The 26,368-nt window shown below is 70.0% G+C and carries 23 protein-coding genes and 9 pseudogenes; 16 read left to right on the forward strand and 16 right to left on the reverse strand.

Translation table 11 applies throughout. The annotated features are described in order from the left end of the window. Window positions 1-49: 49 nt before the first annotated feature. Window positions 50-1,417 (forward strand): dihydrolipoyl dehydrogenase family protein, encoded by a 1,368-nt coding sequence (locus tag OG609_RS34520; protein ID WP_327276417.1) that lies wholly within the window; start codon window positions 50-52, stop codon window positions 1,415-1,417. A gap of 50 nt (window positions 1,418-1,467) precedes the next feature. After that, window positions 1,468-2,595 carry a low temperature requirement protein A gene (locus tag OG609_RS34525; protein ID WP_327276418.1) on the forward strand — a complete coding sequence of 376 codons (1,128 nt, stop codon included), beginning with the start codon at window positions 1,468-1,470 and terminating at the stop codon, window positions 2,593-2,595. A gap of 18 nt (window positions 2,596-2,613) precedes the next feature. Here the strand turns inward: OG609_RS34525 and OG609_RS34530 are convergent. Next, a pseudogene (locus tag OG609_RS34530) lies at window positions 2,614-2,829 on the reverse strand (hypothetical protein); the annotation flags it as partial. A gap of 270 nt (window positions 2,830-3,099) precedes the next feature. Here OG609_RS34530 and OG609_RS34535 point away from each other — a divergent pair. The 4 genes from OG609_RS34535 to OG609_RS34550 all read left to right on the forward strand — a co-directional run bounded on the left by OG609_RS34535 (window position 3,100) and on the right by OG609_RS34550 (window position 7,161). Further along, the gene (locus OG609_RS34535) at window positions 3,100-4,527 is read left to right on the forward strand and encodes an NF041680 family putative transposase (protein WP_327276414.1); all 1,428 of its coding nucleotides are present in this window, start codon (window positions 3,100-3,102) and stop codon (window positions 4,525-4,527) included. 408 nt (window positions 4,528-4,935) lie between these two features. Further along, window positions 4,936-5,154: a DUF1275 family protein gene (locus tag OG609_RS34540; RefSeq protein ID WP_327276419.1), complete on the forward strand. Its 219-nt coding sequence runs from the start codon at window positions 4,936-4,938 to the stop codon at window positions 5,152-5,154. Next, on the forward strand, window positions 5,079-5,237 hold the full coding sequence (locus tag OG609_RS34545; RefSeq protein ID WP_327278421.1) for a hypothetical protein: 159 nt from the start codon (window positions 5,079-5,081) through the stop codon (window positions 5,235-5,237). The genes OG609_RS34540 and OG609_RS34545 overlap by 76 nt, the downstream gene beginning before the upstream one ends. Before the next feature lie 184 nt (window positions 5,238-5,421). Further along, window positions 5,422-7,161, forward strand: a complete 1,740-nt coding sequence (locus OG609_RS34550; RefSeq protein ID WP_327276420.1) for an MFS transporter — start codon at window positions 5,422-5,424, stop codon at window positions 7,159-7,161. On the opposite strand, the pseudogene OG609_RS34555 reads toward OG609_RS34550, so the two are convergent. Continuing rightward, window positions 7,131-7,490 (reverse strand): annotated as a pseudogene (locus tag OG609_RS34555) (helix-turn-helix domain-containing protein); the annotation flags it as partial. The gene OG609_RS34550 and the pseudogene OG609_RS34555 sit on opposite strands and share 31 nt — an antisense overlap. Window positions 7,491-7,515: 25 nt before the next feature. On the opposite strand from OG609_RS34555, the pseudogene OG609_RS34560 reads away from it, so the two are divergent. Next, window positions 7,516-7,740 (forward strand): annotated as a pseudogene (locus OG609_RS34560) (helix-turn-helix domain-containing protein); the annotation flags it as partial. Between the two features lie 160 nt (window positions 7,741-7,900). Here the strand turns inward: OG609_RS34560 and OG609_RS46350 are convergent. Together OG609_RS46350 and OG609_RS34565 are read right to left on the reverse strand one after the other, a co-directional pair. Continuing rightward, window positions 7,901-8,025, reverse strand: a pseudogene (locus tag OG609_RS46350) (IS256 family transposase); the annotation flags it as partial. 37 nt (window positions 8,026-8,062) lie between these two features. After that, window positions 8,063-8,551: a carboxymuconolactone decarboxylase family protein gene (locus OG609_RS34565; RefSeq protein ID WP_327276421.1), complete on the reverse strand. Its 489-nt coding sequence runs from the start codon at window positions 8,549-8,551 to the stop codon at window positions 8,063-8,065. 114 nt (window positions 8,552-8,665) lie between these two features. Between OG609_RS34565 and OG609_RS34570 the strand changes: the two are divergent. The 4 genes and pseudogenes from OG609_RS34570 to OG609_RS34585 form a co-directional block, all read left to right on the forward strand. After that, window positions 8,666-9,197, forward strand: a pseudogene (locus tag OG609_RS34570) (pirin family protein); the annotation flags it as partial. A gap of 53 nt (window positions 9,198-9,250) precedes the next feature. Further along, window positions 9,251-10,513 (forward strand): IS701 family transposase, encoded by a 1,263-nt coding sequence (locus tag OG609_RS34575; RefSeq protein ID WP_442817924.1) that lies wholly within the window; start codon window positions 9,251-9,253, stop codon window positions 10,511-10,513. 111 nt (window positions 10,514-10,624) lie between these two features. Continuing rightward, window positions 10,625-11,089: pseudogene (locus OG609_RS34580) on the forward strand (pirin family protein); the annotation flags it as partial. Between the two features lie 15 nt (window positions 11,090-11,104). Further along, a pseudogene (locus tag OG609_RS34585) lies at window positions 11,105-11,451 on the forward strand (GNAT family N-acetyltransferase). A gap of 350 nt (window positions 11,452-11,801) precedes the next feature. Here OG609_RS34585 and OG609_RS34590 read toward each other — a convergent pair. The 12 genes and pseudogenes from OG609_RS34590 to OG609_RS34640 all read right to left on the reverse strand — a co-directional run bounded on the left by OG609_RS34590 (window position 11,802) and on the right by OG609_RS34640 (window position 21,048). Beyond that, window positions 11,802-12,293, reverse strand: a complete 492-nt coding sequence (locus OG609_RS34590) for a DUF4232 domain-containing protein (RefSeq protein ID WP_327276422.1) — start codon at window positions 12,291-12,293, stop codon at window positions 11,802-11,804. Between the two features lie 190 nt (window positions 12,294-12,483). Further along, entirely contained in the window at window positions 12,484-12,993 is a 510-nt protein-coding gene (locus tag OG609_RS34595) for a MaoC family dehydratase (protein WP_327276423.1), read from the reverse strand. A gap of 140 nt (window positions 12,994-13,133) precedes the next feature. Then, on the reverse strand, window positions 13,134-14,108 hold the full coding sequence (locus OG609_RS34600) for an SMP-30/gluconolactonase/LRE family protein (RefSeq protein ID WP_327276424.1): 975 nt from the start codon (window positions 14,106-14,108) through the stop codon (window positions 13,134-13,136). Window positions 14,109-14,224: 116 nt separating this feature from the next. Continuing rightward, window positions 14,225-14,462, reverse strand: a pseudogene (locus tag OG609_RS34605) (fumarylacetoacetate hydrolase family protein); the annotation flags it as partial. A 166-nt stretch (window positions 14,463-14,628) separates the two neighbouring features. Further along, entirely contained in the window at window positions 14,629-15,483 is an 855-nt protein-coding gene (locus OG609_RS34610) for an alpha/beta fold hydrolase (protein WP_327276425.1), read from the reverse strand. Window positions 15,484-15,565: 82 nt separating this feature from the next. After that, complete coding sequence (locus tag OG609_RS34615; protein ID WP_327276426.1) at window positions 15,566-16,291, reverse strand: alpha/beta fold hydrolase; 726 nt, start codon at window positions 16,289-16,291, stop codon at window positions 15,566-15,568. A gap of 223 nt (window positions 16,292-16,514) precedes the next feature. Continuing rightward, window positions 16,515-16,706: a hypothetical protein gene (locus tag OG609_RS34620; RefSeq protein WP_327278422.1), complete on the reverse strand. Its 192-nt coding sequence runs from the start codon at window positions 16,704-16,706 to the stop codon at window positions 16,515-16,517. A gap of 62 nt (window positions 16,707-16,768) precedes the next feature. Further along, on the reverse strand, window positions 16,769-17,488 hold the full coding sequence (locus OG609_RS34625; protein WP_327276427.1) for an alpha/beta fold hydrolase: 720 nt from the start codon (window positions 17,486-17,488) through the stop codon (window positions 16,769-16,771). 26 nt (window positions 17,489-17,514) lie between these two features. Beyond that, window positions 17,515-17,731: pseudogene (locus OG609_RS46355) on the reverse strand (alpha/beta hydrolase fold domain-containing protein); the annotation flags it as partial. A 50-nt stretch (window positions 17,732-17,781) separates the two neighbouring features. After that, window positions 17,782-18,477 (reverse strand): helix-turn-helix domain-containing protein, encoded by a 696-nt coding sequence (locus tag OG609_RS34630; RefSeq protein ID WP_327276428.1) that lies wholly within the window; start codon window positions 18,475-18,477, stop codon window positions 17,782-17,784. 225 nt (window positions 18,478-18,702) lie between these two features. After that, window positions 18,703-19,569, reverse strand: a complete 867-nt coding sequence (locus OG609_RS34635; RefSeq protein ID WP_327276429.1) for an alpha/beta fold hydrolase — start codon at window positions 19,567-19,569, stop codon at window positions 18,703-18,705. Between the two features lie 228 nt (window positions 19,570-19,797). Further along, window positions 19,798-21,048: a PucR family transcriptional regulator gene (locus OG609_RS34640; protein WP_327276430.1), complete on the reverse strand. Its 1,251-nt coding sequence runs from the start codon at window positions 21,046-21,048 to the stop codon at window positions 19,798-19,800. A 313-nt stretch (window positions 21,049-21,361) separates the two neighbouring features. On the opposite strand from OG609_RS34640, the gene OG609_RS34645 reads away from it, so the two are divergent. The 5 genes from OG609_RS34645 (at window position 21,362) to OG609_RS34665 (ending at window position 26,368) form a co-directional block, all read left to right on the forward strand. Next, window positions 21,362-22,024: a hydrolase gene (locus tag OG609_RS34645; protein WP_327276431.1), complete on the forward strand. Its 663-nt coding sequence runs from the start codon at window positions 21,362-21,364 to the stop codon at window positions 22,022-22,024. A gap of 5 nt (window positions 22,025-22,029) precedes the next feature. Next, window positions 22,030-22,554 carry a DoxX family protein gene (locus OG609_RS34650; RefSeq protein ID WP_327276432.1) on the forward strand — a complete coding sequence of 175 codons (525 nt, stop codon included), beginning with the start codon at window positions 22,030-22,032 and terminating at the stop codon, window positions 22,552-22,554. 220 nt (window positions 22,555-22,774) lie between these two features. Continuing rightward, the gene (locus OG609_RS34655; protein ID WP_327276433.1) at window positions 22,775-23,728 is read left to right on the forward strand and encodes an alpha/beta hydrolase; all 954 of its coding nucleotides are present in this window, start codon (window positions 22,775-22,777) and stop codon (window positions 23,726-23,728) included. A gap of 17 nt (window positions 23,729-23,745) precedes the next feature. Continuing rightward, window positions 23,746-25,611: an amidohydrolase gene (locus OG609_RS34660; RefSeq protein WP_442818089.1), complete on the forward strand. Its 1,866-nt coding sequence runs from the start codon at window positions 23,746-23,748 to the stop codon at window positions 25,609-25,611. A gap of 16 nt (window positions 25,612-25,627) precedes the next feature. Further along, window positions 25,628-26,368 carry an acetate uptake transporter family protein gene (locus OG609_RS34665; RefSeq protein ID WP_327276435.1) on the forward strand — a complete coding sequence of 247 codons (741 nt, stop codon included), beginning with the start codon at window positions 25,628-25,630 and terminating at the stop codon, window positions 26,366-26,368.

Raw genomic sequence — 26,368 nt, forward strand, 5'->3', positions numbered from 1 at the left:
GGCAGAACGGCCCACGTCCGTGGAGCCCGAGGAACGAGGAGAGGCAGGCATGAGCGCGAACGAGCAGGCGGATGTGGTGGTCGTCGGGCTGGGGCCGGGTGGTGAGTACGTCGCGGGCACGCTGGCCGAAGCTGGGCTGGACGTGGTGGGGGTCGAGGCGGAACTCGTCGGGGGCGAGTGTCCGTACTGGGGGTGCGTGCCCAGCAAGATGATGATCCGGGCCGGGAATCTGCTCGCCGAGGCGGGCCGGGTGCCCGCCCTCGCCGGCGAAGCGGTCGTGACTCCGGACTGGGGCAGGGTCGCCGGGCGTATCCGCGGCGAGGCCACTGACGACTGGAACGACCAGGCCGCCGCCGGCCGTCTCGCGGCCAAGGGCGGCCGGCTCGTCCGGGGGACGGGCCGTCTCTCCGGGCCGCGCCGGGTGGCGGTCGGCGACCGCACGTTCGAAGCCCGGCGCGGTGTCGTGCTGGCCACCGGCACGCGGCCCCGGATCCCCCCGGTGCCGGGCCTCGAGGGAACGCCGTACTGGACGAACAGGGATGCCATGGCGGCCAAGGAGCTGCCGGAGTCGATGGTCGTGCTCGGCGGGGGCGCCATCGGTGTCGAACTCGCCCAGGTCTTCGCCCGCTTCAAGTGTGCGGTCACGGTGATCGAGGGGCAGGACCGGCTGCTGTCGCAGGAGGAACCGGAAGCCGGGGAGCTGGCCGCGGAGGTGCTGCGGGCGGACGGAGTCACCGTACTCACGGGTGCTCGGGCACGGCAGGTCAGCCATGACGGCATCGAGTTCACCATCCGCCTTGAGGGTGACGGGGAGCCGCTTCGTGCCGAACGGCTTCTGGTCGCCACCGGGCGCTACGCCGACCTGGCCGCACTGGCGGTCGACACGGTGGGGCTGGATCCATCGGCGGGAGCCGTGAACACGGACGGGCAGATGCGGGCGGGGGAGGGGCTGTGGGCGGTCGGCGACATCACAGGCCGAGGCGCCTTCACCCATGTGTCTATGTACCAGGCGCAGATCGCCGTCCGGGACATCCTCGGACAGCCCGGTCTCGACGCCGACTACCGGGCGCTGCCTCGCGTCACCTTCACCGATCCGGAGATCGGAGCCGTCGGGTTGACGGAGCGGCAGGCGCGTGAGCGGGGGCTGCGGGTACGCACCAGTGTGCTGCCCATCGCCTTCTCCACGCGAGGCTGGATCCACGGGCCGGGCAACGAGGGGCTCATCAAGCTTGTCGAGGACGCGGACCGGGGCGTGTTGATCGGCGCGACGTCGGCGGGGCCGGCGGGAGGCGAGGTGCTCTACGGACTGAACGTGGCCGTCCACGCCGAGATACCCGTCGACCGGCTCCAGCACATGATTTACACGTATCCCACCTTCCACCGGACGGTCGAGGCCGCGCTCGGAGCCCTCCGCTGAGCCGCCCCCCGATCGCCCACGCGGCCCCGGCGCCCAGGCGATGGCGCACCATGCCGGGCCGCGACCCCGGAGAGCCGCACAGGGCCGCCACCTCGCTGGAGCTTCTCTTCGACCTGTGTTTCGTGATCGCGGTGGCGCAGGCGTCCGGGAGTCTGCACGAGGCGCTGACCGACGGGGAGTACGCCACCGGTGTCCTGCGCTTCGCGCTGGTCTTCTTCACCATCTGGTGGGCGTGGATGAACTTCACCTGGTTCGCTTCCGCCTACGACCCGGACGACGTCCCGTACCGGTTGACGGTGTTGGTCCAGATCACGGGGTCGCTCGTGCTCGCCGCAGGCGTTCCCCGCGCGTTCGAGGAGGGTGACCTGCGGGTCATCACCATCGGATACGTCGTGCTGCGTACGGCGCTGGCCGCCCTGTGGCTGCGCGCCGCGTGGTCCGACCCCGCTCGGCGGCCGACCACCCTGCGCTTCGCCGTTGGGGTGACGGTATGCCAGATCGGGTGGGTCGGGTTGCTCGGTCTCCCGGCATCGGCCCGGCTGCCGGGCATTGTGGTGCTGATCATCGCCGAGGTCTCCGTCCCGGTGTGGGCACAGTCCGCCGGGATGACCCCATGGCATCCGCGCCACATCGCCGAGCGCTACGAACTCTTCACCCTCATCGTCCTCGGAGAGTCCGTCGCGGCCGCCACCGTCGCCGTCCGGAGTGCCTTCGACCGGCACCACGTCACCGGCTCGCTGTACGCGGTGGCGGCCGGTGGCCTGTTCATGGCCTACGCCATGTGGTGGCTGTACTTCGCCAGATCCGCGCACACCCTGCTTGCCACGACGCACCAGGCCCACCGCAGGAGATTCACCTGGGCCTACGGCCACTACTTGATCTTCGCTTCGGCGACCGCCGAGGGAGCCGGCCTGGCCGCGTACGCCGATCACGTCACGCGTCGCACGGACGCCTCGCCGTTGGCCGCGGGCGCGGCGGTCACCGTCCCCGCGGCCGTCTTCCTGATCACCGTCTGGGCCGTACACCTCCAGCCCCATCAAAGAACCGTGGCCGAGTGGATTCCGTACCCCGTCGCCGCGGTCGGCGTCCTGCTGGCCGCTTTCCTCCCGGCACCTGCCCTCGCCGCCGGTGCGCTGCTGGCGGTCCTGGTCGTGGTGGTCACGGTGGAGCGCCGGTGAAGAGGCCCGCGGCGGGACTCACCCTGTGCCGGGACCGAAGGCCGCGCGGCGGCGCTCAGTGTGGTGAGTGCCGCCGCGCGGCCGCCATACCGCCCGCAGCCTCGTCGCGCGTACCGCATCGCGGATCAGCTCGGCGACATCCTTGGGCCGGGACACGGCCACGGCGTGCGAGGCGCCCTCGATCTCGACGATCGTCACCCCGGCCCGCTTGGCTCCGAAGCGCTCGACCTCGGGTTGATCGCCTGGTCCTCCACGCGGCGGCCGAAGCCTGTGAGTCTCCTGAGTTTCATGCGATGTGCTGGTCCCTCCGGCGGGGCGACTCCCCGCCAGATATGGAGATCTGCGAGGCCGTTCGATCGCCACTAAGCTTGGCGTTTATCGTCCGCGGTCGAACGTAGCGTCGAACTTGGTGTCGCTTTCGGCTGAGTGCCTGACGCGAGAGCGGCCTTCGCCTGATCCTGTGCTCCGTCACAGAGGCACTTGACCAGCACGAAGGCCGGAACAATGAGTCTGCTGCAGCGGGATGCGTTTGCCGAACTGTCGGGCTTCCGGACGGAGTTCTATGCCTGCCTGACCAAGAGGCCCGACGCCTTGTTCGAGCTGAGTGACGCCTTGCTGTGTGCGGACGGCCCAGTGAGGACGTTGGTCGAGCTGTCCCTGGCGCCTGAGCATCAGCGTGGACATGGTGCGTTGTACGGCGGGCTGAACCTCGGGCATCTGGATGTGGCACGGCTGCGCCGGGCGCTGGCGGGTCTGCCGCTTCCCCGGACGGCGGAGGGGCGGTTGGTCCTGGCGGTCGATGTCAGCAACTGGTTGCGGCCTGATGCGAATACCAGCCCGGATCGGCTGTTTTGCCATACATACGGTCGGGGCAGGGGCTCGGCCCAGATGATCCCCGGGTGGCCCTACTCCTTCATTGCCGCTCTGGAACCGGGGCGGACGTCGTGGACTGCCATGCTGGACGTGGTCCGGCTGTGTCCGTGGGACGACGCGATCGCCGTCACCGCAGCCCAGGTCCGGGACGTGTTCCAGCGGCTGTACGTGACAGGGCAGTGGCAGATCGGTGACCCGCCCGTCCTGGTCGTCGTCGATGCCGACTATGACGTGACCCGTCTGGCTTTCCTGCTCGCGGACCTGCCCGTGGAACTGCTGGGCCGGATGCGTTCGGACCGCGTCCTGTACTTCCCGCCCCCGCCACAGCCGGCGGGCAAACGCGGGCGCAAGCCCAAGCGCGGGGCGGAGTTCGCGTTCGAGGTTGCGGCCACTCAGCCGATCCCGTCGGTCACCACGGTGACCGACACCACCCACTACGGGAAGGCCGTCGCCACTGCCTGGGATCGACTGCACCCACTACTGGTCCGGCGCTCGGCCTGGGCCAACCACCCCGAAGGAGACCTGCCGGTCATCGAAGGCACCGTCATCCGTCTTCAGGTCGACCACCTCCGTGGAGACCGCAGCCCCAGGCCGGTCTGGCTGTGGTGGTCGGCCACCGCCGCGACTGCTGGGGATGTGGACCGGCTCTGGCAGGCATTCCTGCGCAGATTCGACCTTGAGCACACCTTCAGGATGTTCAAGCAGACGTTGGGGTGGACCGCTCCCAAACTCCGCGAGCCGGCCGCCGCCGACCGCTGGACCTGGCTCGTCATTGCAGCCCACACCCAACTCCGCCTTGCCCGGCCCCTCGCAGAAGACCTCCGCAATCCCTGGGAGCGGCCCGCCCGCCAAGGGCGCCTCACACCCGCGCGCGTCCGTCGAGGATTTCGCCGCCTCCACGGGAAAACGCCTCAGCCGGCCAGCGCACCGAAACCCAGCACCGCAGGCCCCGGCCGGCCAATTGGGGTGAAGAACAAGCACCGCGCACGGGAGCACCCCGTCGGGAAACAGGACAAACCAAACCTCGCGGCAGCCATCACAAACAGGAGAGCTGCATAAACGCCAAGCTAAAACCCTGAAGGCGGTGGAGATTGACCGTCGGTGCACCGGAGTTGGCCCTACAGTGCATGGAAAGGAGACGCAGTGCACTGTCGGAACCAATGCTGTGCACTGCCAGGACACATGGATGCTTCGGCTCGAAATAGCCTGGTGGCGAAGCAGTTGCAGGTTGCCGGAGTTGGTGCTGTGCATCGCACAGAAGGCCCACCCGGAATTCTCTTCGGTTGAGCGTAGACGCATTGATTGCGTGTTCTCCCGATTCTCTCTGCTCGCCGTTGTCGCTGCAGTTGGAAGCCGATGCAGATGGAAATCGACGCTGTTCATACCGCAGGAGGTTGTCGAAAGGGTGTCCACGATGCCGGTCGGTGGGCTGGTGCCCAGCGCCACCGACAACCCCGCGGAGCCAGCATGATCGGCAACGTGGTGTTCCTTGGGTTCGCCCTGGCAGGTGCCGACGGCCTGTCCGTGCTCGCCTCTGTCGTGTCGATGGCCGCGTTCCTCGTCGGCGCGCTTGCCGGCGGGGCCGTACCCCGGTCCGGCCCGCGGATCCTGTGGCCATATTCCTCGGAGCCCTCGCCGGCGCCGCGCTTCTGGCACACACCGGACTCGTCCTGGTCCTGGTCCTGACGATGGTGCTGCTCGTGGTGACGTCCGCGGCTGCCCGTCGCCTCTCGGCCTCCGACGGCCCCCGGGTCAAGCCGCAGGCGTGAACTCGGCGCCGACCCCGCAGGAGGGGCCGACGCCCTCGTCAGTGAGCCGTGGGACCACAGACGCTGCACTCCCAGCCGACGGGCACCCGCGACCGTCCTCGCAGCCAGCCTCGGCCGCGCCCGCACGGCACCCGGGACACCGCCGGAAGAAAGGTGTCCGTGCCCCATACCGCTAGGGACCGATGTGAACACCGCACTGCCACCGAAAGACTTCCCGGAGTCCGATTCAGCCTGGGCCCCGCTCGCGGCGAGTGTCTTCCGGGCGCTGTGGATCGCACAACTGGTTTCCAACATCGGTAGTTGGATGCAGACCGTGGGCGCCCAGTGGCTGCTGATCGGCCACGACGCCGCCCTGGTGACGCTCGTGCAGACCGCGTCCAGTCTCCCCGTTGTGCTGCTGGCTCTGCCTTCTGGCGTGCTGGCCGACCGTTTCGACCGTCGTACGGTGCTGCTGGCCGCTCAGTTCGCCATGCTCGCCGCCTCCACCGCGCTGTCGGTTCTGGCGTTCGCGGACGCGCTCACTCCGGCTTTGCTGCTCGGTCTCACCTTCCTGCTGGGATGCGGTACCGCTCTGATGGGCCCGGCCTGGCAGGCCATCCAGCCGGAACTCGTGGAACGCCGTCAGCTGGGACAGGCGGCCGCTCTCGGCGCCGTGAACATGAACCTCGCTCGCGCCCTCGGCCCGGCACTCGGGGGAGTGGTGGTCGCGGCAGCGGGCGCGGGCTGGGTCTTCGCCTTCAACGCCGCTTCCTACCTCGGCACCGCGGCCGTTCTCGCACTGTGGAGACGGCCCGGGGCGGAACCGCCGACTGCGCAGGGCGAGAAGCTCCTGACGGCTCTGCACGCCGGCCGCCGCTACGTGTGGAACGCGCCCGGTGTCCGCCGAGTCCTGCTTCGCACGGTGCTGTTCATCCCCGGAGGGGCCGCGCTGTGGTCGCTGCTTCCACTGGTCGCGAGCCGCTCCCTCGGCCTGGGCTCGGGCGGGTACGGGGTGCTGCTCGGTGCGGTCGGAGCTGGTGCTGTGGGCGGGGCCTTCGCGCTGCCCGCGATCCGCCGCGCTCTGGGCGTCAACGGCACTCTGGCCGCAGGGGCCCTCGTCTTCGCCGGAGTCTTGGCGGTACTGGCCACGGTCCGGGTCCCGTGGCTCGCGGCGGTCGTGCTGCTGCCCGCCGGTCTGGCCTGGATCGGCGTGCTGTCCACCCTCAACGCGGCTGTCCAGGCACGGCTGCCCGGCTGGGTCAGGGCCCGGGGACTCGCCGTCTATCTTCTGGTCTTCCAGGGCGGGCAGGCGCTGGCGGCACCCCTGTGGGGTGCGCTGGCCGACGGGCCGGGGCTGACCGTCTCCCTTCTGGCCGGCAGCGGTCTGCTGCTGCTCGGCGCGGTGAGTGTGCGCCGCTGGCCGCTGCACGGCGCGGACGGCATCGACCCGTCCCCGTCCGACCACTGGCCCGTTCCGCCCCTGGTGTTCGAGCCCGGACCGGCCGACGGCCCCGTGCTGGTCTCCGTCGTGTACCGGATTGCGGCCGCGAACAGGGCCGCCTTCATCGACTGCATGGACCATGTGGCCCGTTCACGCCGACGCACCGGAGCCCTCACCTGGGGCCTCTACCAGGACGGCAGCGATCCGGGCCGATTCGTCGAGAACTACCTGGTCGCGTCCTGGTCGGAGCATCTCGCCCAGCACCACAGCCGGCTCACGGCCACCGACCGCCGTCACGAGGAGAGGGCCCGCCGACTGCTCGTCGAGGGCACCGCACCGGAGGTGACTCATGCCTTCGACGCCGCCGCGGGAGCCGTGGTGCCCGAGACGGGCGACGCGATGACAACCCCGGGGCGTCGATGCCCACCGGGAGAACGGCCAGGAACGGACACTTCCGAGTCGGCCGACGCCAAAGCCTGCCACTCACTGGGCGACATGCCGTAGGCGGCCCGGAAGCCCCGGCTGAAGTGTGACGCGCTGGCGAAACCCCAACGGTGCGCCGCGGCGGCCACGGCGAGCCTGCGATCCGGTGCCCGGCCGAGTTCGTACCGGCAGGCTGCGAGCCGGCGCAGCTGTATCAACTGATTCACTGTTGTGCCCTCGCTACGGAAGAGCTTGTGCAGATAGCGGACGGAGATGTGGTGGGCGAGTGCGATCGACTCCGGCGACAGATCCGGATCAGCCAGATGCAGTTCGATGAAGGTCCGGATTGTGAAAGCGTCTGCGCACCGACGCCTGAGGCTTCGGTGCGATCCGAGCCGGTCGCCGATGTGCGGCTGCTGGAACGCCGTCTCGGAGGCGAGTGCCGAACTCCGCTCGGCGGGCGTGGCCGACCTGACGCCGCAAGAACTGCAGATCGCCCAACTCGCTGCAGAGGGACTGACCAACCGGGACATCGGTGCCCGGCTCTACCTGTCTCCCCGCACCATCGGCTTCCACCTGCACAAGATCTTCCCCAAGCTCGGCATCACGGGCCGCGTCCAACTGCGCGATGCCCTCGGCCACGTTCCGCGGCCGGACTGACTCAGCGTGTGAGTGCCCCTGCCGGGCCGGTACCACGGCCGTCTCCTCGGCGTCGAGTGCGCCGTCTCCGACGGCCAGGTGCGCGGCCCGCCGGTGGTCCGGACGTAGACGGAGCCGGTGGTGGACAGGTCGCGTGCCATGCCGTGTGGTCGGCCTGCCACGAGGAGAACCACTTGCGCTCACCGGTCGCCTCGTCGACGCGCTTGTCGTTCAACCGCGAGGCCATCACCTCGACTTCCCGGCCGCCCTGGTCACCCTCCGTGGTTGACGGAAGCCGTAGCGTACGGCCGATGACTCGGCGCACGGCCGGGGAGAGACCGGATCACTGCTGGGGGGTCCCGCGCACGGGGTGCTTGCTCATGATGGAGACCCGGTTGAACGCGTTGATGGTGATCGCCACCCAGATCACTGCGGAGATCTCGTCGTCGGTGAGGGCTTGGCGGGCTGCGTCGTAGGCGCTCTCCTGCGCGACAGCGTTCGCGGGCTCGGTGGTCGCCTCCGCCAGGGCGAGCGCCGCACGTTCCTGTGTCGTGAACAGTTCAGTGTCGCGCCAGGCGGCCAGCACGCCCAGGCGCTGGGTGGTCTCGCCCGCACGCAGCGCGGCCCGGGTGTGCACGCTGAGGCAGTAGGCGCAGTTGTTGATCTGTGACACGCGGAGGTTGATCAGCTCCACGATCGTGCGGTCCAGTCCCGCGTCGGAGGCGACCGCGCGGACCGCATCGGAGGTCTCGACCAGTGCGTGGTAGGCACTCGGACTCTGCTTGTCCACGAAGACCCGCCTGCTCACGGGGTCTGCCACAGTGCCACTCAACCTGGACTCCTTCATGGGACGCTCGGGCCCGCTCGTCTTGTCGTGTGCTTGATGGAGCGTCGGTTTACCATCAGACGTGATCATTGAACATGAAATCATCCCTGGGGGTGTGCGATGAGCGACGTCGAGAGGGAGCCCGCCGAACTTCACTGCGGGGCCTCGGACCGTGATCAGCATGCGCCGAAGGTCGACGTCCTCTCCGCGCGGGACGTCCCGTTGGGCGGTCCGAGGGCTATGACGGTACGGCGCACGCTGCCGCAGCGGGCCCGGACATTGATCGGGGCCTGGTGCTTCGTCGACCACTACGGCCCCGACGACGTCACCGACACGGGCGGCATGGACGTCGCGCCCCATCCTCACACCGGTCTGCAGACGGTGAGCTGGCTGTTCAGCGGGGAGATCGAGCACCGGGACAGCATGGGCAGCCACGCCCTCGTGAGGCCCGGCGAGCTGAACCTCATGACGGGCGGATACGGCATCAGCCACTCGGAAGTCTCCACCACCCGCACCACGATCCTCCACGGCGTCCAGCTGTGGGGTTGCGCTTCCCGAAGAACACCGGCACACCGGCCGTGACTTCCAGCACTACGTCCCGAGCCCGGTCCGGGTGGACGGAGCCGAAGTCAGAGTGTTCCTAGTAGGGCTTTGTTAGGTACCCCAAGTGATCCTCGTTGGATAGATTGTGATCTTCTTTCAGTTGTGACTCCTGAGGAGATGGAAGAGGTCCGTCCGCGTCTGGAGGCGTTCGCGGCCGAGATGCTGGGCTCGTTGGCGCGTCGGGACCAGCGGGCCAAGGGTGAGTTGTACCTGCGCGGGCTGATGCTGGACGGCAAGCGCAAGTCGATGCAGCCGATGGCCGAGCGCCTGGGCGTGGACCACCAGCAGCTCCAGCAGTTCGTGTCCTCCTCCACCTGGGACTACGCCAAGGTCCGTGAGCGGCTGGCCCGTTGGGCCGCGGCGCACATCTCGCCCGAGGCGTACGCGATTGACGATGTCGGCTTCCCCAAGGACGGCTACGACTCGCCAGGGGTGGCGCGGATGTACTGCGGCGCGCTGGGCAAGCGGGGCAACTGCCAGATCGGGGTCAGTGTGAACCTGGTCAGCGACCGCGCCTCCTCGGCCGTCGACTGGCGTCTGTTCCTGCCCGAGGGCTGGGACGACACCAAACATACCGAGGACGCGCTGCTGGCTTCGGCGATCCGCCGGCGCCGCGCCAAGGCCGGCATCCCCGAGACTGCTCGCCACCGGGAGAAGTGGCGCCTGGCCCTGGACATGCTCGACGAGGTTCGCGGGGACTGGGAGTTGCCGGGCCTGCCGGTCGTCGCCGATGCCGGATACGGCGACGCCACGGGCTTTCGAGAGGGTCTGACCGAACGAGGCCTGACCTACGCGGTCGCGGTCAAGGCCACCACGACCGCGCACCCGGGCGACGCCACGCCCGAGCGTCCGCCGTACTCCGGGCAGGGCCGCCCTCCCGTGTCCGCCTACCCCCAGCCGCACACCACCCTGCGCGTGCTGGCCCTGGCCGCCGGGCAAGCGGCCACCCGCACCGTTACCTGGCGTCAGGGCAGCAAGGCCACCAAGCACAACCCACGGGCCGAGATGCGCTCGCAATTCCTGGCCCTACGGGTCCGCCCGGCCAACCGGTCCATCCGCCGCGCCGCCGACGGCTCCCTGCCCGAATGCTGGCTGCTCGTCGAGTGGCCTCCCGACTCTGCCGAGCCCACCGACTACTGGCTCTCGACGCTGCCCGCCGACATCCCACTGCGCGAGCTGGTGCGAATCGCCAAGATCCGCTGGAGAGTTGAACACGACTACCGCGAGCTCAAGGACGGCCTCGGCCTGGACCACTTCGAGGGCCGCAACTACCTCGGCTGGCACCGCCACGTCACCCTCGCCTCCCTCGCCCAGGCCTTCTGCACCCTGCTCAGACTCGACCCAAAAGCCCCTGCGCCGGCCTGACCCTCTACGCGGTCCTCCGCGAACTCCAGGCCCTCCTGGCCACCTGGACCGGCGCCTGCTCGATATGCGGCCAACCCGCACCAACCCCCGAACCCCACCACAGGACCTAACAAAGCCCTACTAGGGACGCTGGCAGGTGGCATCTCTCCGGTGCGGACCTTCACGCCGCTGGTCGGTGCCGAACTCATCCTTGAGCCGGGCTCGACGACCACGCTCGCCATCGACACCGGCTTCGAGCACGGTCTACTCGTCGACCACGGGGATGTCCGTATCGCTGGAACAATCCTGCGCCCGGCGGAGTTGGGCTGCCTCGGTACGGGAAGCGACACACTGACGCTGGCGAACGAGACGGATACCGCTGCGAGGGTGGTCCTGCTCGGCGGGACGCCGTTCGAGGAACAGATCGTCATGTGGTGGAATTTCATCGGCCGGAGCGACGATGACATCGTCGAGGCCAGGGAAGCGTGGCAGAGCGCATCCGACCGCTTCGGCAAGGTCGATGGTTACGACGGCGACCGTCTCCCCGCGCCCGTCCTTCCCAACGCCACCATCGCACCGCGCAAGAACCTGACGCGCCAACGAAGGCATACGATGACGCAGCCTGCCGCCGCTCCGGCTGTCCAGCCAGTGGACCCCAAACACCGTTACGAAATCCTGGTCGACGGCAAAACCGCAGTCCTCACCGCGTAACCGGGACCGCGACGACCAGCGCGTTTTCTGCCACACCGAAATCGACGACGCCTTCGCCGGACAGGGCCTGGTCTCGATACTCGTACAGCAGGCAGGCCCCTGAACGACGTACGCACCTCGGGGAAGCGCATTGTGCCGGTCTGCCCCTACGTGGCGAAGTTGCTCAAGAAGCATGACGAGTTCGCCGGCATCACCGACCGGTGACCCCCGAGGTCCTGAAGTGGCTGGACACCGTGCTGCAGCACTGATGCCCCGTGCCGCCACCTTCTCCGAGCCCCGGTACGTCCGGACCGGCGGCTCGGAGGCGGAGCGGGATCGGTGACATCAAGGCGGGAGCACCGCATGAGCATGGACCGCCGGCACCGGCAGTTCCGGTCCCGTCCCCGCCGGACGCTCTGCCGGGGACGGGACCGTTTCATGTGCTCAAGCCACGTCCGGTGACCGGACTACGTTCGGTGCCGCGGTTCGGTTCGGCGCGGATGCGCAGTCTATGCTGCCGAAAGTACGGTCTCCACGAGGGAGTTGACGTCTCGCATGGACGCCCTGGTCCACGCTTCGTCACCACCGATTGCGGGAGCCGCTCCCGCGCTCGGCGCAGTCAGGCGCCATTGCCTGGCATGAGGGGACTCACCCGGGGCACCGACGCCTTCCCTGTGTTGGAGACCTTGCCCCCGGTCCAGCGGATTGAGATCGGAGCAGTCTCGTCGGGCGGGGTGACGAGCAGGGCCGCCGGGGTGACAGTGGTGGCGCCAGTAATCGCTGGATTGGTGTATGCCAGCGTCGACCAAGCGCTGTCTCCCGGGCTGAGCGTCACAGCCTGTCCCTGCTGACCGGTGGCTCGCTCGGGGTCCGGGGTGACGGCCTCACCGGCGCCATTGACGAACGCCACGCCCGGGAAGCCGTACAGGGTGCAGGTGCGGCGGGATCCGTTGGTCAAAACGATAGCGAAGCTTGACTGCCCGGCTCCGGGACGGTTGGGGCCGACGGACGCCCTCAATTCGGAAGTATGACAGCGTCTCACCGTCGGTTCGGTCGGCGATGGCGCCGTCGCCCCCGTGCCGCCGGACGCGGGCGGCGTCGGCGTCGGCATCGGCTCGCTGGAGGGACCGGAGGTGCCGCTGTCGACGGATCCTGGGCTGATTACGGACGACGTCGGGGACGTGGAGCCAACCTCAGGCGGGCCGTCGTCCGGTGTGTGGCTCGTGCACCCGGTCAGCGCGGCACAACAGGCGAGCGCGGCAAGGAGGGTTCTACGGTGTGTCACGTTTTTTCCTCAGGATTCACTGACGCCGCAGGAGGTACTTGTGCTGGCCGGACAGCACCAGTTCGCCGCGTTGGTTGTGGATGGTGGCCGCGGTGACTACGACACCGTTGTCGCCCTGCGGCTCCAGGCCGGTGATGGTGAGCGCCGGGTACAGGGTGTCTCCGGAGTGCACTTCGGCCAGGAAGGTGCAGGACAGTTCGAGGAAGCTGATGAACACCTCTCCGATGAAGTGGGGGAACAGGGTGGCGCCCGGCGCGGTGAAGGCGAGCACCTGCAGGCCGTGCACCACCGGTGCTGAGTGGCCGTGCCTGCGTGCCCATTCGGCGTCGTAGTGCACCGGGTGGTTGTCTGCGGAGACTGTCTGGAAGGCCGCGGCGTGGGCGTCTGTCAGGGTGCGGCTGGGGGCTCGGAAGACTTCACCGATGCGTAGGTCCTCGAAGGTTCTGGACGGGACGACCAGGAATGCGTCGGGGTCGAACGCGGGCGGTGTGGCGGCTGCCGCCTGCTGCGTGTCCTGCTGGTCCATCAACTCTGTCCTCTTCTTCGGTGTTGGGTGCTGCCGCGTGCGACCGCCGGTCCACCCGCTCGTCGTACGGCGGATCTGATGGCCTACGGGCCGCGTACCGCCGCACCGGGCAGGTGCGGCGGCACGGGCGCGGGGTCGGCTTATTGGGCGGGGTTGATCCGGGCGGCCAGGAGGTTGGGGTCGTTGTTGGTGAAGTAGGCGCCGCTGGCGATGTAAGCCGTGTTGCCGCGTACGGCGAGCGAGGTCGGGTTCTCCAGCCCGTCGGCGCCGGTCAGCACGACGGTGTGGCTGCCGCCCGGCCTGACCAGGGCCACCTCGTTGTCCGCGTTGATCGCGGCCAGGAGGGTGTCGCCGCGGCCGGTGAACGCGAAGTCGTCGATGTTGATCAGGTCGGTGGCCCGGGTCTCGACGGGGCCGGCGATGCCGTACCGGGTGACCGGGATACGCAGCACGGTGCCCTTGTCCAGGTTGGACACCCAGACCGCCCCGTTGTGGATGTTGATGCCGTTGGCTCCGAGGAATCCGGCGGCTGCCAGTTCGGGCGCGGTGGCCCACCGGGTGGGCGTGCCCCCGGTCACGGGCACTCGCCAAACCGTGCCGAGGACCGAGTCGGCCACGTACAGCTGGCCTTCGTGCCGGTCGAGGGCCAGGCCGTTGGGCAGGCCGTCGGCCGGGAGCGCGGCGATGCGCTGCGGGGCGCCGCCGGGGCGCAGGCGCCACAGGCCGGTCAGGTCGCTGCTGCCGGTGGCGTACAAGAAGTACAGCGTCCCGTCATGGGCACGGACGATTCCGCCGAGGAAGGGCGAGGAGAGGGCAGGGGTGTCGGCGCCGGCCGGAGGCTGGGGCAGAGTGGCGAGGACGTGCACCCGGCCGTCGGGGTGGATGCGGGCCACCTGGCGGCTGTAGGCGAAGGTGACGACGGCGCTGCCGCCAGGCTCCAGGGTGATGTTCTCCGGTCGCTGTCCGTCGGCGATGTCCAGGTGTGCCACGAAGCGCACGTCCGGCTTCGGGGCGGCGGTGGCCGCGGTCGTCGGGCCGGCCGCGGTCATGGCGAGGGCCGCCGCCACGGCCGAGGCCAGGAGGCCGGTGCGCGTCCCTGTCAGGAATCTGGGCATGTGGGCTCTCTTCTCTTTCTCTCTGATTGCAGGGGGCTGTGGGATTTCGCCGCTGGGCCGCTGGTGCGCGGGCGCTTGAGACGTCAGTTGCCGCGCGTCGCGGACCTTGTAGAGGGTCAACCGACGAACCCTTGTCGCAGTTCGCCGATGGCCTGGACGGAGCTGACGAGCGTCGCCGATGGCCAGCCAGCGCTGAGGTGTGCGGCCGAGGCCGACACCGGCTGGGGTGCCGGTCAGGATGACGTCTCCCGGCAGCAGCGGGAGCACCCCGGACAGCTTGGCGACGAGGGCCGGCACGGAGAAGATGAGCTGCCGGGTGCGGCCACGCTGCATCTCCTCACCGTTGACGGCGCAGGCGCCGATTCGTCCGGGGCGCGGAACTCCACCAGCAGAGCGGCGGTCTCCTGGGGCGGGCCGGCGCTTGGGCTCGGTGGTCCGGAGCATCTCGTCGGCGTCCGGGGCCGCGGTGTCGACCACCGTGCCGGACGGCAGGACAGGGGGGAGGGAGGAATGCGTCCGGTCAGTGGCCGGAGCGGACGGAACGGACCGCCCGCAGGATCAGGCCGGTGACAGGGCCGGGATCGCTCACGGAGGCCGCGTGCGGGGCGCGGACAGTGACCGTGCGGGCGCGGGCGCGCTCGGCCATCCAGCGCTCGGCGGCCGGCGGGATGTTGCGGTCCTCGGTGGCCACGAGGTACCAGCTGGGGATCCTCTTCCACGCGGCTGCGGTGGCCGGCTCCTGGAGAGCTGCCAGGGTGATCGGACGCTGTCCCGCGGCCATGACCTGGGCGGTCGCTCGGGTGACACCGGCCGCGAACTGCTTGCGGAACAGGTCCTTCTTGATGACCAGTTCCTCCCCCTGTCCGCCGTCGGGCAACGGGTAGTACTGGGTGGCGGTGGCCTGTCCCAGTGTGCTGCCGGGGAACTTGTCGGTGAGCTGGAGCGCGCTCTCCCCGATGTCGGGAACGAAGGCGGCTATGTAAACGAGTGCCTTGACCTGCGGGGCGTCGGCCGCGGCCTGGCTGATGACCGCTCCGCCGTAGGAGTGCCCCACCAGCACGATCGGTCCGGTCACGCTGTCCAGAACGCTGCGAATGTAGGCGGAGTCGCTTGCCAGTCCGCGCAGTGGCAGGGCCGGTGCCAGTACACGGTGGCCCTGTCGTTGCAGGCGTTCGACGACCGCGCTCCAGCTGGAGGCGTCGGCGAACGCGCCGTGGATCAGGACGATGGTGGGCGCGGCCGTGTGACCGCGCGGTTCGGCCGGACGGCCGGCCGTCGCCGACTGCGCGGCATGCGCGACGCCGGCGGTACCCAGGGCGGCCGCGCCGGCCAGGAGGGACACGGCCATGGTGCGGCGGGAGATCGGTGGGTTCATCGTTCGCTCTCTGCGAAGGGGTGGAGGTGGCCGTGGTGTGACGGCCGGTCGGTCGTCCGGGCGCGAGCGGGTGCGCGGGGGATCAGTCGCAGGTGGCCCGTACGGCTTCCTCGATCAGGTCGACGACGCGCTCGGGGTGGGCGAGCATCACCAGGTGGGAGGAGTCGACCTCGACGGTGGTCATGCCGGCCCGCTGGTAGCCGTAGCGCTCCACGTCGGGGTTGATGGTGTGGTCGGACGAGGCGACCAGGCCCCAGGACGGCTTGGTCTTCCAGGCCGCGGCCGGGGCCGCGTCGGCGAACGCCTGGGCGGCCAGCGGGCGCTGGGACACGGCGAGGACGGCGGCGAGCCGGGGGTCGACATCGGCGGCGAAGATGGCCGGGAACTTGTCGGTCCGCACCGACACGTCGGTGCCCGGCGTGGCCGAGCCCTCTACCGGGAAGGGGGTGTAGACGAGTGCGGCGGCGAGGTCGCTGTCCGGGAAGCGGCCCTGCAGATCACCGAGGCTCTCGCCCTTCTCCAAGGCGTAACCGGCCAGGTAGACCAGTGCCTTGACGTTGTCCTCGGTGCCGGCGACCGTGATGACGGCGCCACCGTAGGAGTGGCCCACCAGGACGACCGGACCGGGTACCTGCCGGACGATGGAGGCGATGTAGGCGGCGTCCCCTATCAGGCTGCGGTTGGGTACGGCCGGGGCGACCACGTCCAGGCCGCGGGCGATCAGCCGGGGGATGACCTGGGCGTAGCTGGAGGCGTCGGCGAAGGCGCCGTGGACGAGGACGACGGTCGGCTTGTCGGAACTGGGCATGGGAAACTCCCTCATCAATGGGGTGGTCGGGTGTCGTGTGGCCTGTCGGCCGGGTCGGGGCTGCCGTGGCGGCCCCGCTGCCGTGAGATGTGGCGGGCCGGCCTCGGGAGCGTGTGCTGTGCGGTGGGCACTGACCGGGCGGCCGTGGACTCTGCCGGAGGCTCCGCCGGGCCCCCGCGCCAGGTGCCCTGTCGAGCGGAAAGCCGTCGAAGCGTGAGCAACTCTAGGAAGTGCCGGGCGGCGTGATTGCCTGTCCGCGCCCTGACTGTGGCCTGCGCGTGCCCACGTTGTCCCCGGTCGCGGAGCAGTCGTGGAAGGTGCCGTCGCTGAAGCAGGCGGCCTGCTCGGCGGTCTCCGGTGTGTGGAGGGAGCCGTGCCGGACGAACGGGGACACGCCGCCCACCGGGCGGCGCATGCTGTGAACTCCCGTAATGCGTAAGGTAATTGACTCGACATCATGTCAGCTGACTGTGCGCGTCAGCTCGTCGCGCGAACGGCGTCGCGGATCAGGTCCGCCACCGCCGACGGCCGGGAGATGGTGACCGCGTGGGAAGCGCCTTCCAGCTCGACGGTGGTCGCACCGGCCCGCCTGGCGCCGAAGCGCTCCACCTCGGGGTTGATCGCCTGGTCCGCGTCGGCCACGAGGGCCCAGCAGGGTTTCGTCCGCCAGGCCGCCGCAGAGGCCGCCTCGGTGAACGCGGAGGAGGCCAGCGGGCGTTGGGAAGTCGCCAGCACCCTGACGACGGACGGGGAGACGTCGGCGGCGAAGACTGAGGGGAACGCCTCCGGGGCGATGCTGACCTCGGTGGAGGTCTTCCCCCCGTCGGTCGGGTAGGTCCACTGCCTCAGGCTGCCTACGAGCGGCGGAGGGGCGAAGCGGTCCTGCAACTCACTGAGGCTCTCGCCTTCTTCGAGGGCGAAGGCGGCGATGTAGACGAGTCCGACGACGTTGTCCGCGGTGCCCGCCACGGTGATCAGAGCACCGCCGTAGGAGTGGCCGACGAGCACCACCGGACCGTCGATCTGGGAGACCACGGAGGACAGGTAGGCGGCGTCGCAGGTCAGGCCGCGCAGTGGGTTGGCCACCGCGAGGACCGCGATGCCGTCGCGTTGGAGTTCGTCGATGACGCCGAGCCAGCCCGCGGCGTCGGCGAAGGCACCGTGCACGAGGACGACCGTGGGAGGAGCAGGAGACATGTGTGGACTCTTTCTTCTCGCACCGCGTTCAGTGCGGTGCGCGGGGTGTCGGCGGCCGGCGCGATGGCGGTCCGGGCGGCGTGGGGTTGGCGGCGGGCGTTGATCATGACGAAGTCGTGGATGACACCCTGGAGACGGACGGCGGTGACGGGAGCCGGCTTCCCGCGGCTTGTCGGCGCAGGCGTCTCCCTCGTCGGGCAGGGCATCGGCCTCGCCGGAGACGACCAGCGCCGGGCGCGGGCCGGAGAGCTCCCGCGCCCGACTGGCCACGTCGGCGGCGCCGGACCCAGGGGTCAGGGATTCCGTCCCTGGACGGAAGCCGAGACCTGCCATTCGCTGGGCGATTCGCCATATGCCTGTCGGAAGAGGCGGCTGAAGTGGGAGGGGCTGGCGAAGCCCCAGCTCTGCGCGACCGCGGCCACGGAGCGCCTGCGGTTCGGCAGCCGGCCGAGGTCGAGGCGGCAGGCGGCGAGCCTGCGCTGCCGGATATGGGTACTCACCGTCGTGCCGTCGCTCTGGAACAGTTTGTGCAGGTATCGGACGGATATGTGGTGGGCGCGCGCAATCGACTCCGGCGACAGGTCCGGGTCCATCAGCCTCTCTTCGATGTACGACCGTATGCGGGCCAGCATCTCGCTGCCGTTGTCGGTGGACTCGGACCGGTAAGGCGTGAGGAGTTCGGCAACGAGCAGGGCGATGACGTCCACGGCGTTGAGGGCGAGCCGCTTGCCGTTCATCGAGTTCCACAGGCCGTCCTCGCCGATCAGCGCGGCCAGGAACTTCGACACCAGCGCCGCGACGCCGTCGGCTCCGCTGACCCGGAGGCCCGCCAGGTGCCGCACGTCGTCCCGTGCGATCCCCAGGTAGGAGCAGGGTATGCGGAAGAAAGCGAACTCATGGCCGGGTGCCAGGTGCTCGGGGCGCAGGGCGTCGAGCAGGACAAGGTCACCGGCCGCCGGGGACGTCTGGGGTCCCCCATGAGGAAACATCTCCGGTGAGCGGCGTTCGAGTCCTAGGTACAGGCATGCGTCGTCTCCCTTCTGCGATGCCCAGGGAAGTGTTCTGCAGTGTCCGGAATCCGCACCTTGAGGTGTGTGGGCCGTGTGCTTTTCCGCGTTTTTCGGCATGGTTGAAATGACCGACCTGGTCACTATGAGCTCCAGTCGTGCCGTCGTTCGTCAATGTGAAGTGAAGTGCCGCGTACCGCGCGGGATTTACGGGACCGCGGCGTAAGGGGCCGCGTCCGCCACTTCGGAAAGGAAGGTGTCGACCACCGCGTTGAAAGCGGGCGGGTTTTCGAGGAAGGGGAAGTGGGAGTTCGCGACACCGGCCGGGAAGACATGGAGCCGTGCGCCGGGAATCCGGCCCGCGATGAACTGCTGTGAGGCCGGGCTCACATGGCTTCCCTCGCAGCCGATCACCAGGGTCGGCACGTCCACTCGGGGAAGGACGTCGCGCCAGTCCTGGGCGCAGTGGTCGTAGAGCAGGGGCACCCCGGCGTAGGACGGGGTCGACTTGATCTGTTCGGCGACGAACGCGAGGAGGCCGGGGTCGGGGTCACCGGAGAACATGCCGCGCACGAAGTCGTCACGCACCCGCTCGCCGTCCGGGCCCGCCAGCGCGGCGCCGAGTTCCAGCAGCCCGGCCACATCGAAGATGGCACCGGAGTCCCGCTGCTCCTCGGGGGTGAGCCAGGGAACGGCCGCCACGGCCGCGGGCTGGTCCACGGCGACGAACCGGCGGATCCGGCCGGTGCCGTACTGGTCGATGAAGCTCCACCACACCGAGGCACCCATCGACCAGCCGAGCGCGTCGAAACGATCGAGGTCCAGGTGATCGACGAGGTCGAGGACGTCCCGGGCCAACCGGGCGATGCGGTAGCCGTGCCGCGGTTTCTCCGAGAGCCCGTGGCCCCTGAGGTCCAGTGTGATGACGCGGCGGGCCGGAGCGAGACCGTCCATCTGGTGTCGGAACATCGCCTGGGTCTGTCCCCAGCCGTGCAGCATGACCAGGGGAACGCCCCCGCCCCCGCTGTCCCGATAGGTCAGCCGCACGCGGTCGTTCGTCGTCAGCTCGCCCATGGTTCCTGCCTCGCTCTCCCTGCCAAGCCTTCACGGCGTACCTTGCTCCGCCGTGTCGGCAACCCACGCGATGGCCGGCCGACGTCGTAGTCGGCTCGCGCCTGGACCCATTGTCGTTCGGGCAGGTCCGCCACCACCACCGCGCTCCGTAGGGATTGGCCGACGAAAACCACGTCACTTCGTAGCAGAGGAACCCACAGGCGTGGCCGGTGGTGGCGGTCGGTCGGTTCAGACGGTGGTGGCGTGCCCGTCCGGTTGCAGCAGTTCCCGGATACGCAGGCCGAGGTGCAGAACCAGCCGGTCCGGGCCGCTGTCCAGGTCCAGCCCGGTTATCTCCTGGATCTGCCGCAGCCGGTAGTACAGCGAGGTGCGGTGGATCCGCAGCGCTTCCGCGGTCCTCGGAACCGAGCCGGCGTGCTCCAGGAAGGACCGCAGGGTCTCCTCAAGACGATGTCCCCCGGCGGCCGCGAGGAGGGTGCGCAGCGGCTTGGGCAGCAGGGAGGCGTTCAGGGCATGGTCCGGAAGCTGCAGGAGGACGGTGAACTCCCGCAGTTCCTCCCAGTCTCCGAGGCGCTCGAAATGGGGCATCCGTCGGGCCGCGCGAGCTGCCACGAGTGCCTGCTCGTAGGAGACCCACGCGTCGGCCAGGCCGGTCTGACGCCCTCCGATGCCGAGCACAGGAGTGGCGGTGGGGTCCAGGAAGGTGTCGAGGGCTTCGATGATCCGACGGGACTGCTCCTTCAGTTCCCGCGGATCCGGCGACTGCTCGCTCAGTTGGAGCAGGACCGCGCGGTCGGTGGTGACCGCGATGGCGCCGTGCGCCCACCGCGTGCGGCAGAAGCTCTCCAGCGCACCCCGCAGCGCGTTCTCGACCTGCCCGGGCGGCTCGTGGGAGCGAGTCACCTGAACGACGCTGACCACGGCGTGCGGGGCGTTCGGGAGCACGCCGGTGTCCAGGATCTGCTGCTGGGCGGCCCCGCGTGCGGCGGGGCTCGGGTTGAGCAGGGCCCAGGGCAGTTCCCGCGCGCCGCTCTCCTCGGCATGGTCGGCCACATGTTCCGCGTACATCTGGGCCGCGATGATCCGGGCCGACTTGGAGATGGCGGCCGTCTCGTCCGCCGTCAGGCTCTTGTCGGCGGAGATGACCATGAGCAGGCCGACAAGGTGCCCGCGCTCTCGCAGCGGCACGCAGTAGCGCGCGAGAAGTCCCAGGTCGTCCCGGCCCTCGATGTATCCCGGCTTCGACCACTGGGCAACGCCCTGGTCGAGTACGTACCGGATGATCTCGCTGTCCGCGAGGCCCTGCAGCAGGCTGCGGACGCGTACCGGATCCGCGTCATCGAAGTGCCTGCTGGAGCAGATGAACCTGACGAGAGGGTCGTCGAGGACCACGGAACGCTGCAGCCTCTCGGCCAGCTCCTCCACGAGTTCCTGCAGCGCGTCGCTGCTCGCCCGAGCCCGTTGAAGCCGTTCAGCCATGGCGTTCCTTCCCTTGACCCCCTTTCTACAAGGCGTGAATCCGGGACTCCAAATTTTCGACAGTGTGAGGTGCGGCACGATGACTCGTCCCTCGGTGTCCCATTTGAGGCCGTGGACGGCCAGGGGCTGGTGTGGACGGCCGTGCGTACCGGCGATGACGACGTGGCGTGATCGCGGAGCGGGTAGTGCGCTGTCGTGCCAACTCCTGGGCGCAGGGAGAAAAGTCGGCCGGTCGGGCCGGTCATAGCTTGAGGACGTGCCGGGCCGCGGAGACGCGGCGGGTGCCCTACCGACCGTTCCGAAAGGACTTCTCATGTTTGACATCAACAAGGTGCAGGCCGCCCCCAGCGCCGACCTGCTCACGCCCGACAACGCGGTCATGCTTTTCGTGGACCACCAGCCGCAGATGTTCTTCGGTACCGGGAGCGGTGACCGCGCCGCGATCATCAACAGCACCGTGGGTCTCGCCAAGGCGGCTCGGGCGTTCGATGTGCCGGCCGTCCTGACCACGGTCGCCGCCGAGTCGTTCTCCGGCCCCCTGCTGCCGCAGCTCGCCGAGGTGTTTCCCGGGCAGGAGGTCATCGACCGCACGAGCATGAACGCCTGGGAGGACGAGGCGCTCGTGGCGGCGGTCAAGGCGACCGGGCGCAAGAAGATCATCCTCGCGGGCCTGTGGACCGAGGTCTGCCTGGTGCTGCCCGCGCTGTCCGCGCTGGAGCAGGGTTACGAGGTCTACGTGGTCTCCGAGGCCTCCGGCGGCGTCAGCCCGGCCGCCCACGAGCACGCGCTGCAGCGGATGATCGCCGCCGGCGCGGTGCCGGTGACCTGGGTGCAGGTGCTGCTGGAGCTGCAGCGTGACTGGGCGCGTCAGGAGACGTACGGCGCGGTCATGGAGATCGTCAAGGCCCACGCGGGCGCGTACGGCCTGGGTGTTGTGTACGCGCAGAGCGTCATCGGCGCGCACGCGGCCGGCTGATCACCTTGGACACCGGCATTCTGATCCTGCGTCTGCTGGTGGGGCTGCTCGTCGCCGGCCATGGGGTGCAGAAGATCAGCTCGCACCTGGGCGGCAGGGGACTCAAGGGCGGTACGGAGGAGTTCCGTGCCGATGGTTTCCGCGGCGGCGCCGTTACCGCCCTGGCGGCGGGCGGAGGCCAGATCGGATCGGGTCTGCTGCTCGCCGCCGGCCTCCTGACCCCGCTGGCGGCGACCGGGGCCATCGGGGTCATGACGGTCGCCCTCACCGTGAAGTGGCACAACGGCCTCTGGGTGCAGAACGACGGGTACGAATACCCGCTCGTCCTCATCGGCTCCGCCACCGCTCTCGCCGCCACCGGACCGGGCGCCTGGTCGCTCGACGCGGCCCTCGGCCTCACGCCGTACCCGCTGTGGTGGGCGGCCCTCGCTCTCGTGGCGGGTCTCGGCAGCGGGCTGCTCACCCGGCTCGTACTGCACCGGCCGGCCCCGGCCCCGGCGCCGCGGGCCGCCGCCCACGGCCGGCGCTGAGCGCGGGCCGCGCAGACCGGGTCCGGCCGCTCAGCGTCCCCCGCGCGGGCGGCCGGGCCCTCCCGCCCATCCGACCAGGAACACCTGAACCGAACCGCGATCACCGCATCCCCCCCACGAGAACACCACTGACTCATGCGCGGGCGGCCCTTCCCGGCGCCGCCGCGCGTGGCACCACCCGCTGAACCCCTTTCGCACACCCTCCGAAGGAGAACCCCTCATGCCGAACCGGCCGATCCTCGAACCCGCCGCCCAGGCGTTCGCCGAGGCCACCGCCCAGCCGCCGTTCCTCTTCCAGATTCCCGTGGCGGAGGGCCGCAAGGCCGTGGACGACGTCCAGAGCGGTGACGGCGTCCTGCTGCCCGCCGTCGACGAGGAATGGATCACCGTCCACGGCGGTCCGACCGGCGACATCCGCGCGCGGATCGTGCGCCCGAGCGGTGTCACCGGCCCCCTGCCCGTCATCCTCTACATCCACGGCGCGGGCTGGGTCTTCGGCAACGCCCACACCCACGACCGGCTCGTCCGCGAACTCGCCGTCGGTACCGGGGCGGCCGTCGTCTTCCCCGAGTACGACCTCTCGCCCGAGGCCCGCTACCCCGTCGCCATCGAGCAGAACTACAGCGTCGCCCAGTGGATCGCCCGAGAGGGACACCACAAGGAGCTCGACGGCACCCGGATCGCCGTCGCCGGCGACTCGGTCGGCGGCAACATGACCGCTGCCCTCACCCTCATCGCCAAGGAGCGCGGCGACGTCCGCCTCGCCCAGCAGGTCCTCTTCTACCCGGTCACCGACGCGAGCTTCGACACCGACTCGTACCAGCAGTTCGCCGAGGGCTACTTCCTGCGCCGCGACGGCATGCAGTGGTTCTGGGACCAGTACACGACCGACGAGGCCGAACGCGCCCGGATCACCGCCTCTCCGCTGCGCGCCACCACCGAGCAGCTGACCGGCCTGCCCCCGGCCCTGGTCATCACCGCCGAGGCCGACGTCCTGCGCGACGAGGGCGAGGCGTACGCGGCGAAGCTGCGCGCCGCCGGAGTCCCCGTCACCGCCCTGCGCGTCCAGGGGGTCATCCACGACTTCGTCATGCTGAACGCGCTGCGCGAGACGCAAGGCGCGGAACTCGCCATCGGCGTCGCGATCGACACCCTGCGCAAGGCCCTGGCGTGATGGGGCCGTCGATGAGCATGCCTGTGGCGGGCCTCGTGCCCGGCCCGCGACAGGAACACCCGCAGGCCGACCTCCTCGTCCGCAACGCGAAGGTGTTCACCGGTGACCCCGACCGCCCCGAGGCCCGCGCCGTCGCGATCCGCGACGGCCGGGTCGCGGCCCTCGGCGACGACCACGACCTCGCCCACCTCGTCGGCCCGGGAACCAGGGTCGTCGACGCACTCGGGCGCCGGGTGATCCCCGGCCTGAACGACTCGCACCTGCACGTCATCCGGGGCGGCCTGAACTACGTCCTGGAGCTGCGCTGGGACGGGGTGCGCAGCCTCCGGCAGGCCCTCGCCATGCTGCGCGAGCAGGCAGGCCGCACCCCCAAGGGGCAGTGGATCCGGGTCGTCGGCGGCTGGACCGCCGAACAGTTCGCCGAGCGCAGGATGCCCACCATCGCCGAGCTGAACGCCGCCGCCCCCGACACCCCGGTATTCGTCCTGCACCTGTACCAGTCGGCCCTGATGAACCGGGCCGCGGTGCGGGCCGCCGGATTCACCCAGGAGACCCCGGACCCGCGCGGGGGACAGATCGTACGGGGCCGGGACGGCGAACCCAACGGGGTCCTCCTCGCCGCGCCGGGCGCCCTCATCCTGTACTCGACCCTGGCCAAGGCACCGACGCTCGACGAGGCCGACAAGCGGACGTCGACGCGACACTTCCTGCGCGAGCTCAACCGCTTCGGACTGACCTCCGCGGTCGACGCCGCCGGCGGGTTCCAGAACTTCCCCGACAACTACGCCACGGTCGTCGACCTCGCCCGGTCGGGGGAACTCTCCCTGCGCATCGCCTATCACCTGTTCCCGCAGACGGCCGGCCAGGAGCTCGCCGACCTGAAGCGCTGGACCGAGATGGTGAAGCCCGAGGACGGGGACGAGTGGCTCCGGCTGAACGGCGCGGGCGAGAACCTGACCTGGGCCGCCGCCGACTTCGAGAACTTCTCCGAGCCCCGGCCCGAACTCGCCGCCGGGTACGAGACCGAGTTCGAGCAGGCCGTCCGGCTCCTGATGGAGAACGGCTGGGGCTTCAGGCTCCACGCGACCTACGACGAAACGATCCGGCGCGATCTGGCCGTCTTCGAGAAGCTCGCGGCGGAAGGGCTCTTCCCCGGTGGCAACCGCTGGCTCTTCGATCACGCGGAGACCGTCTCGGCCGACAGCCTGGACCGGATCGCGGCCCTCGGCGGCGCCCTGTCCATCCAGAACCGCATGTCCTTCCAGGGCACCGCCTTCCGCGACCGCTACGGCGCCGAGGCCGCCGCCCACACCCCGCCGGTCCGGGCGATGCTCGACCGGGGCCTGACCGTGGCCGCCGGAACCGACGCCACCCGTGTCTCCTCCTACAACCCGTGGGTCGCGCTCCACTGGCTGGTGACCGGGCGCACCGTCGGCGGCACCGCGCTCTACCCGGCCGGGAACCTGATCAGCAGGGAGACCGCACTCGGCCTCTACACCCGGGGAGGGGCGCGGCTCACCGGCGAACAGGACGTCAAGGGAGTCCTGCGGGAAGGCTGCTACGGCGACCTCGCGATCCTGTCCGACGACTACCTCACCGTGCCCGACGCGGCCATCCCCGACATCGAGTCCGTGCTCACCGTCGTCGGCGGCCGCATCGTCTACGCGAGCGCGGAGTACGAGGGGCTCGACGAGGCGCTCCCACCGGTCGCTCCGGCGTGGAGCCCGGTGGCCCACTTCGGCGGCTACCAGGGCGGTGCTCGCCAGGCGTCGCTCGTGGCCGAGGCCGTCGCCGAGTCCGAGCAGCACCGCCAGTGGCGCGTCGCACGTGGCTCCACCCCCGATACGCCTCCGCCGTTCCACGACCCCTGCTTCGCGCACTGAACGAGGGAACCACCAGATGAGTACCGCTTCCGTCCCCGCTGCCGGCGCCGAGGACGCGCCGGGCGACCAGCCGGACACCTCACCGGGACGCCGCTTCGAACCGGACCTCCGGTCGATGACCCGGATCAACCTGCGCCCCATCGCCTCGCCCATGCCGCTGGGCTTCTTCACGGTGGCGATCGCCTCCGTGATGACGGGGTGCCTGCAGCTCGGGCTCTTCGACACCGAGGCCCGGAAGGCCGTCGCCCTGTGCGTGCTGCCCGCCTTCGCCCTGCAGTTCCTGGTGAGCATCCTGGCCTTCGGGGCCCGGGACGTGATCGCCGCGACGCTCATGGGAACGTTCGCCGGCAGCTGGCTGGCCTACGCGCTCGTCATGCTCACCGGCGCGCCGGATGGCCTCCGCGTGCTGGGCGTCTTCAATCTGGCCTTCCTCTGCTTCGGGGCGCTGATGGCCGCCGTGACGCGGCCGAAGCGGGCCCTGTGGTTCGTCCTGGTGGTTTCGATGCCCCGCTGGGCGGCCACCGGTCTGTCGGGGCTGACCGGCGCGGAATGGCTCACGCGCACGTCCGGGGCTCTCGGCCTCGTGGTGGCGCTCGTCGCGATGTACGCGGCGTTCGCCCTGATGCTGGAGGACATGCGCAGCGAGGAGGTGCTGCCGATCGGCCGCAGCGGCCCCGCCCACGCCGCCGTCGAGGGCGACCTCGCGGTCCAGCTCCGCAACCTGGAACGCCAGGCGGGCGTGCGCCGCACGCTCTGA

The organism is Streptomyces sp. NBC_01224, assembly GCF_036002945.1.
Taxonomy (GTDB): Bacteria; Actinomycetota; Actinomycetes; order Streptomycetales; family Streptomycetaceae; genus Streptomyces.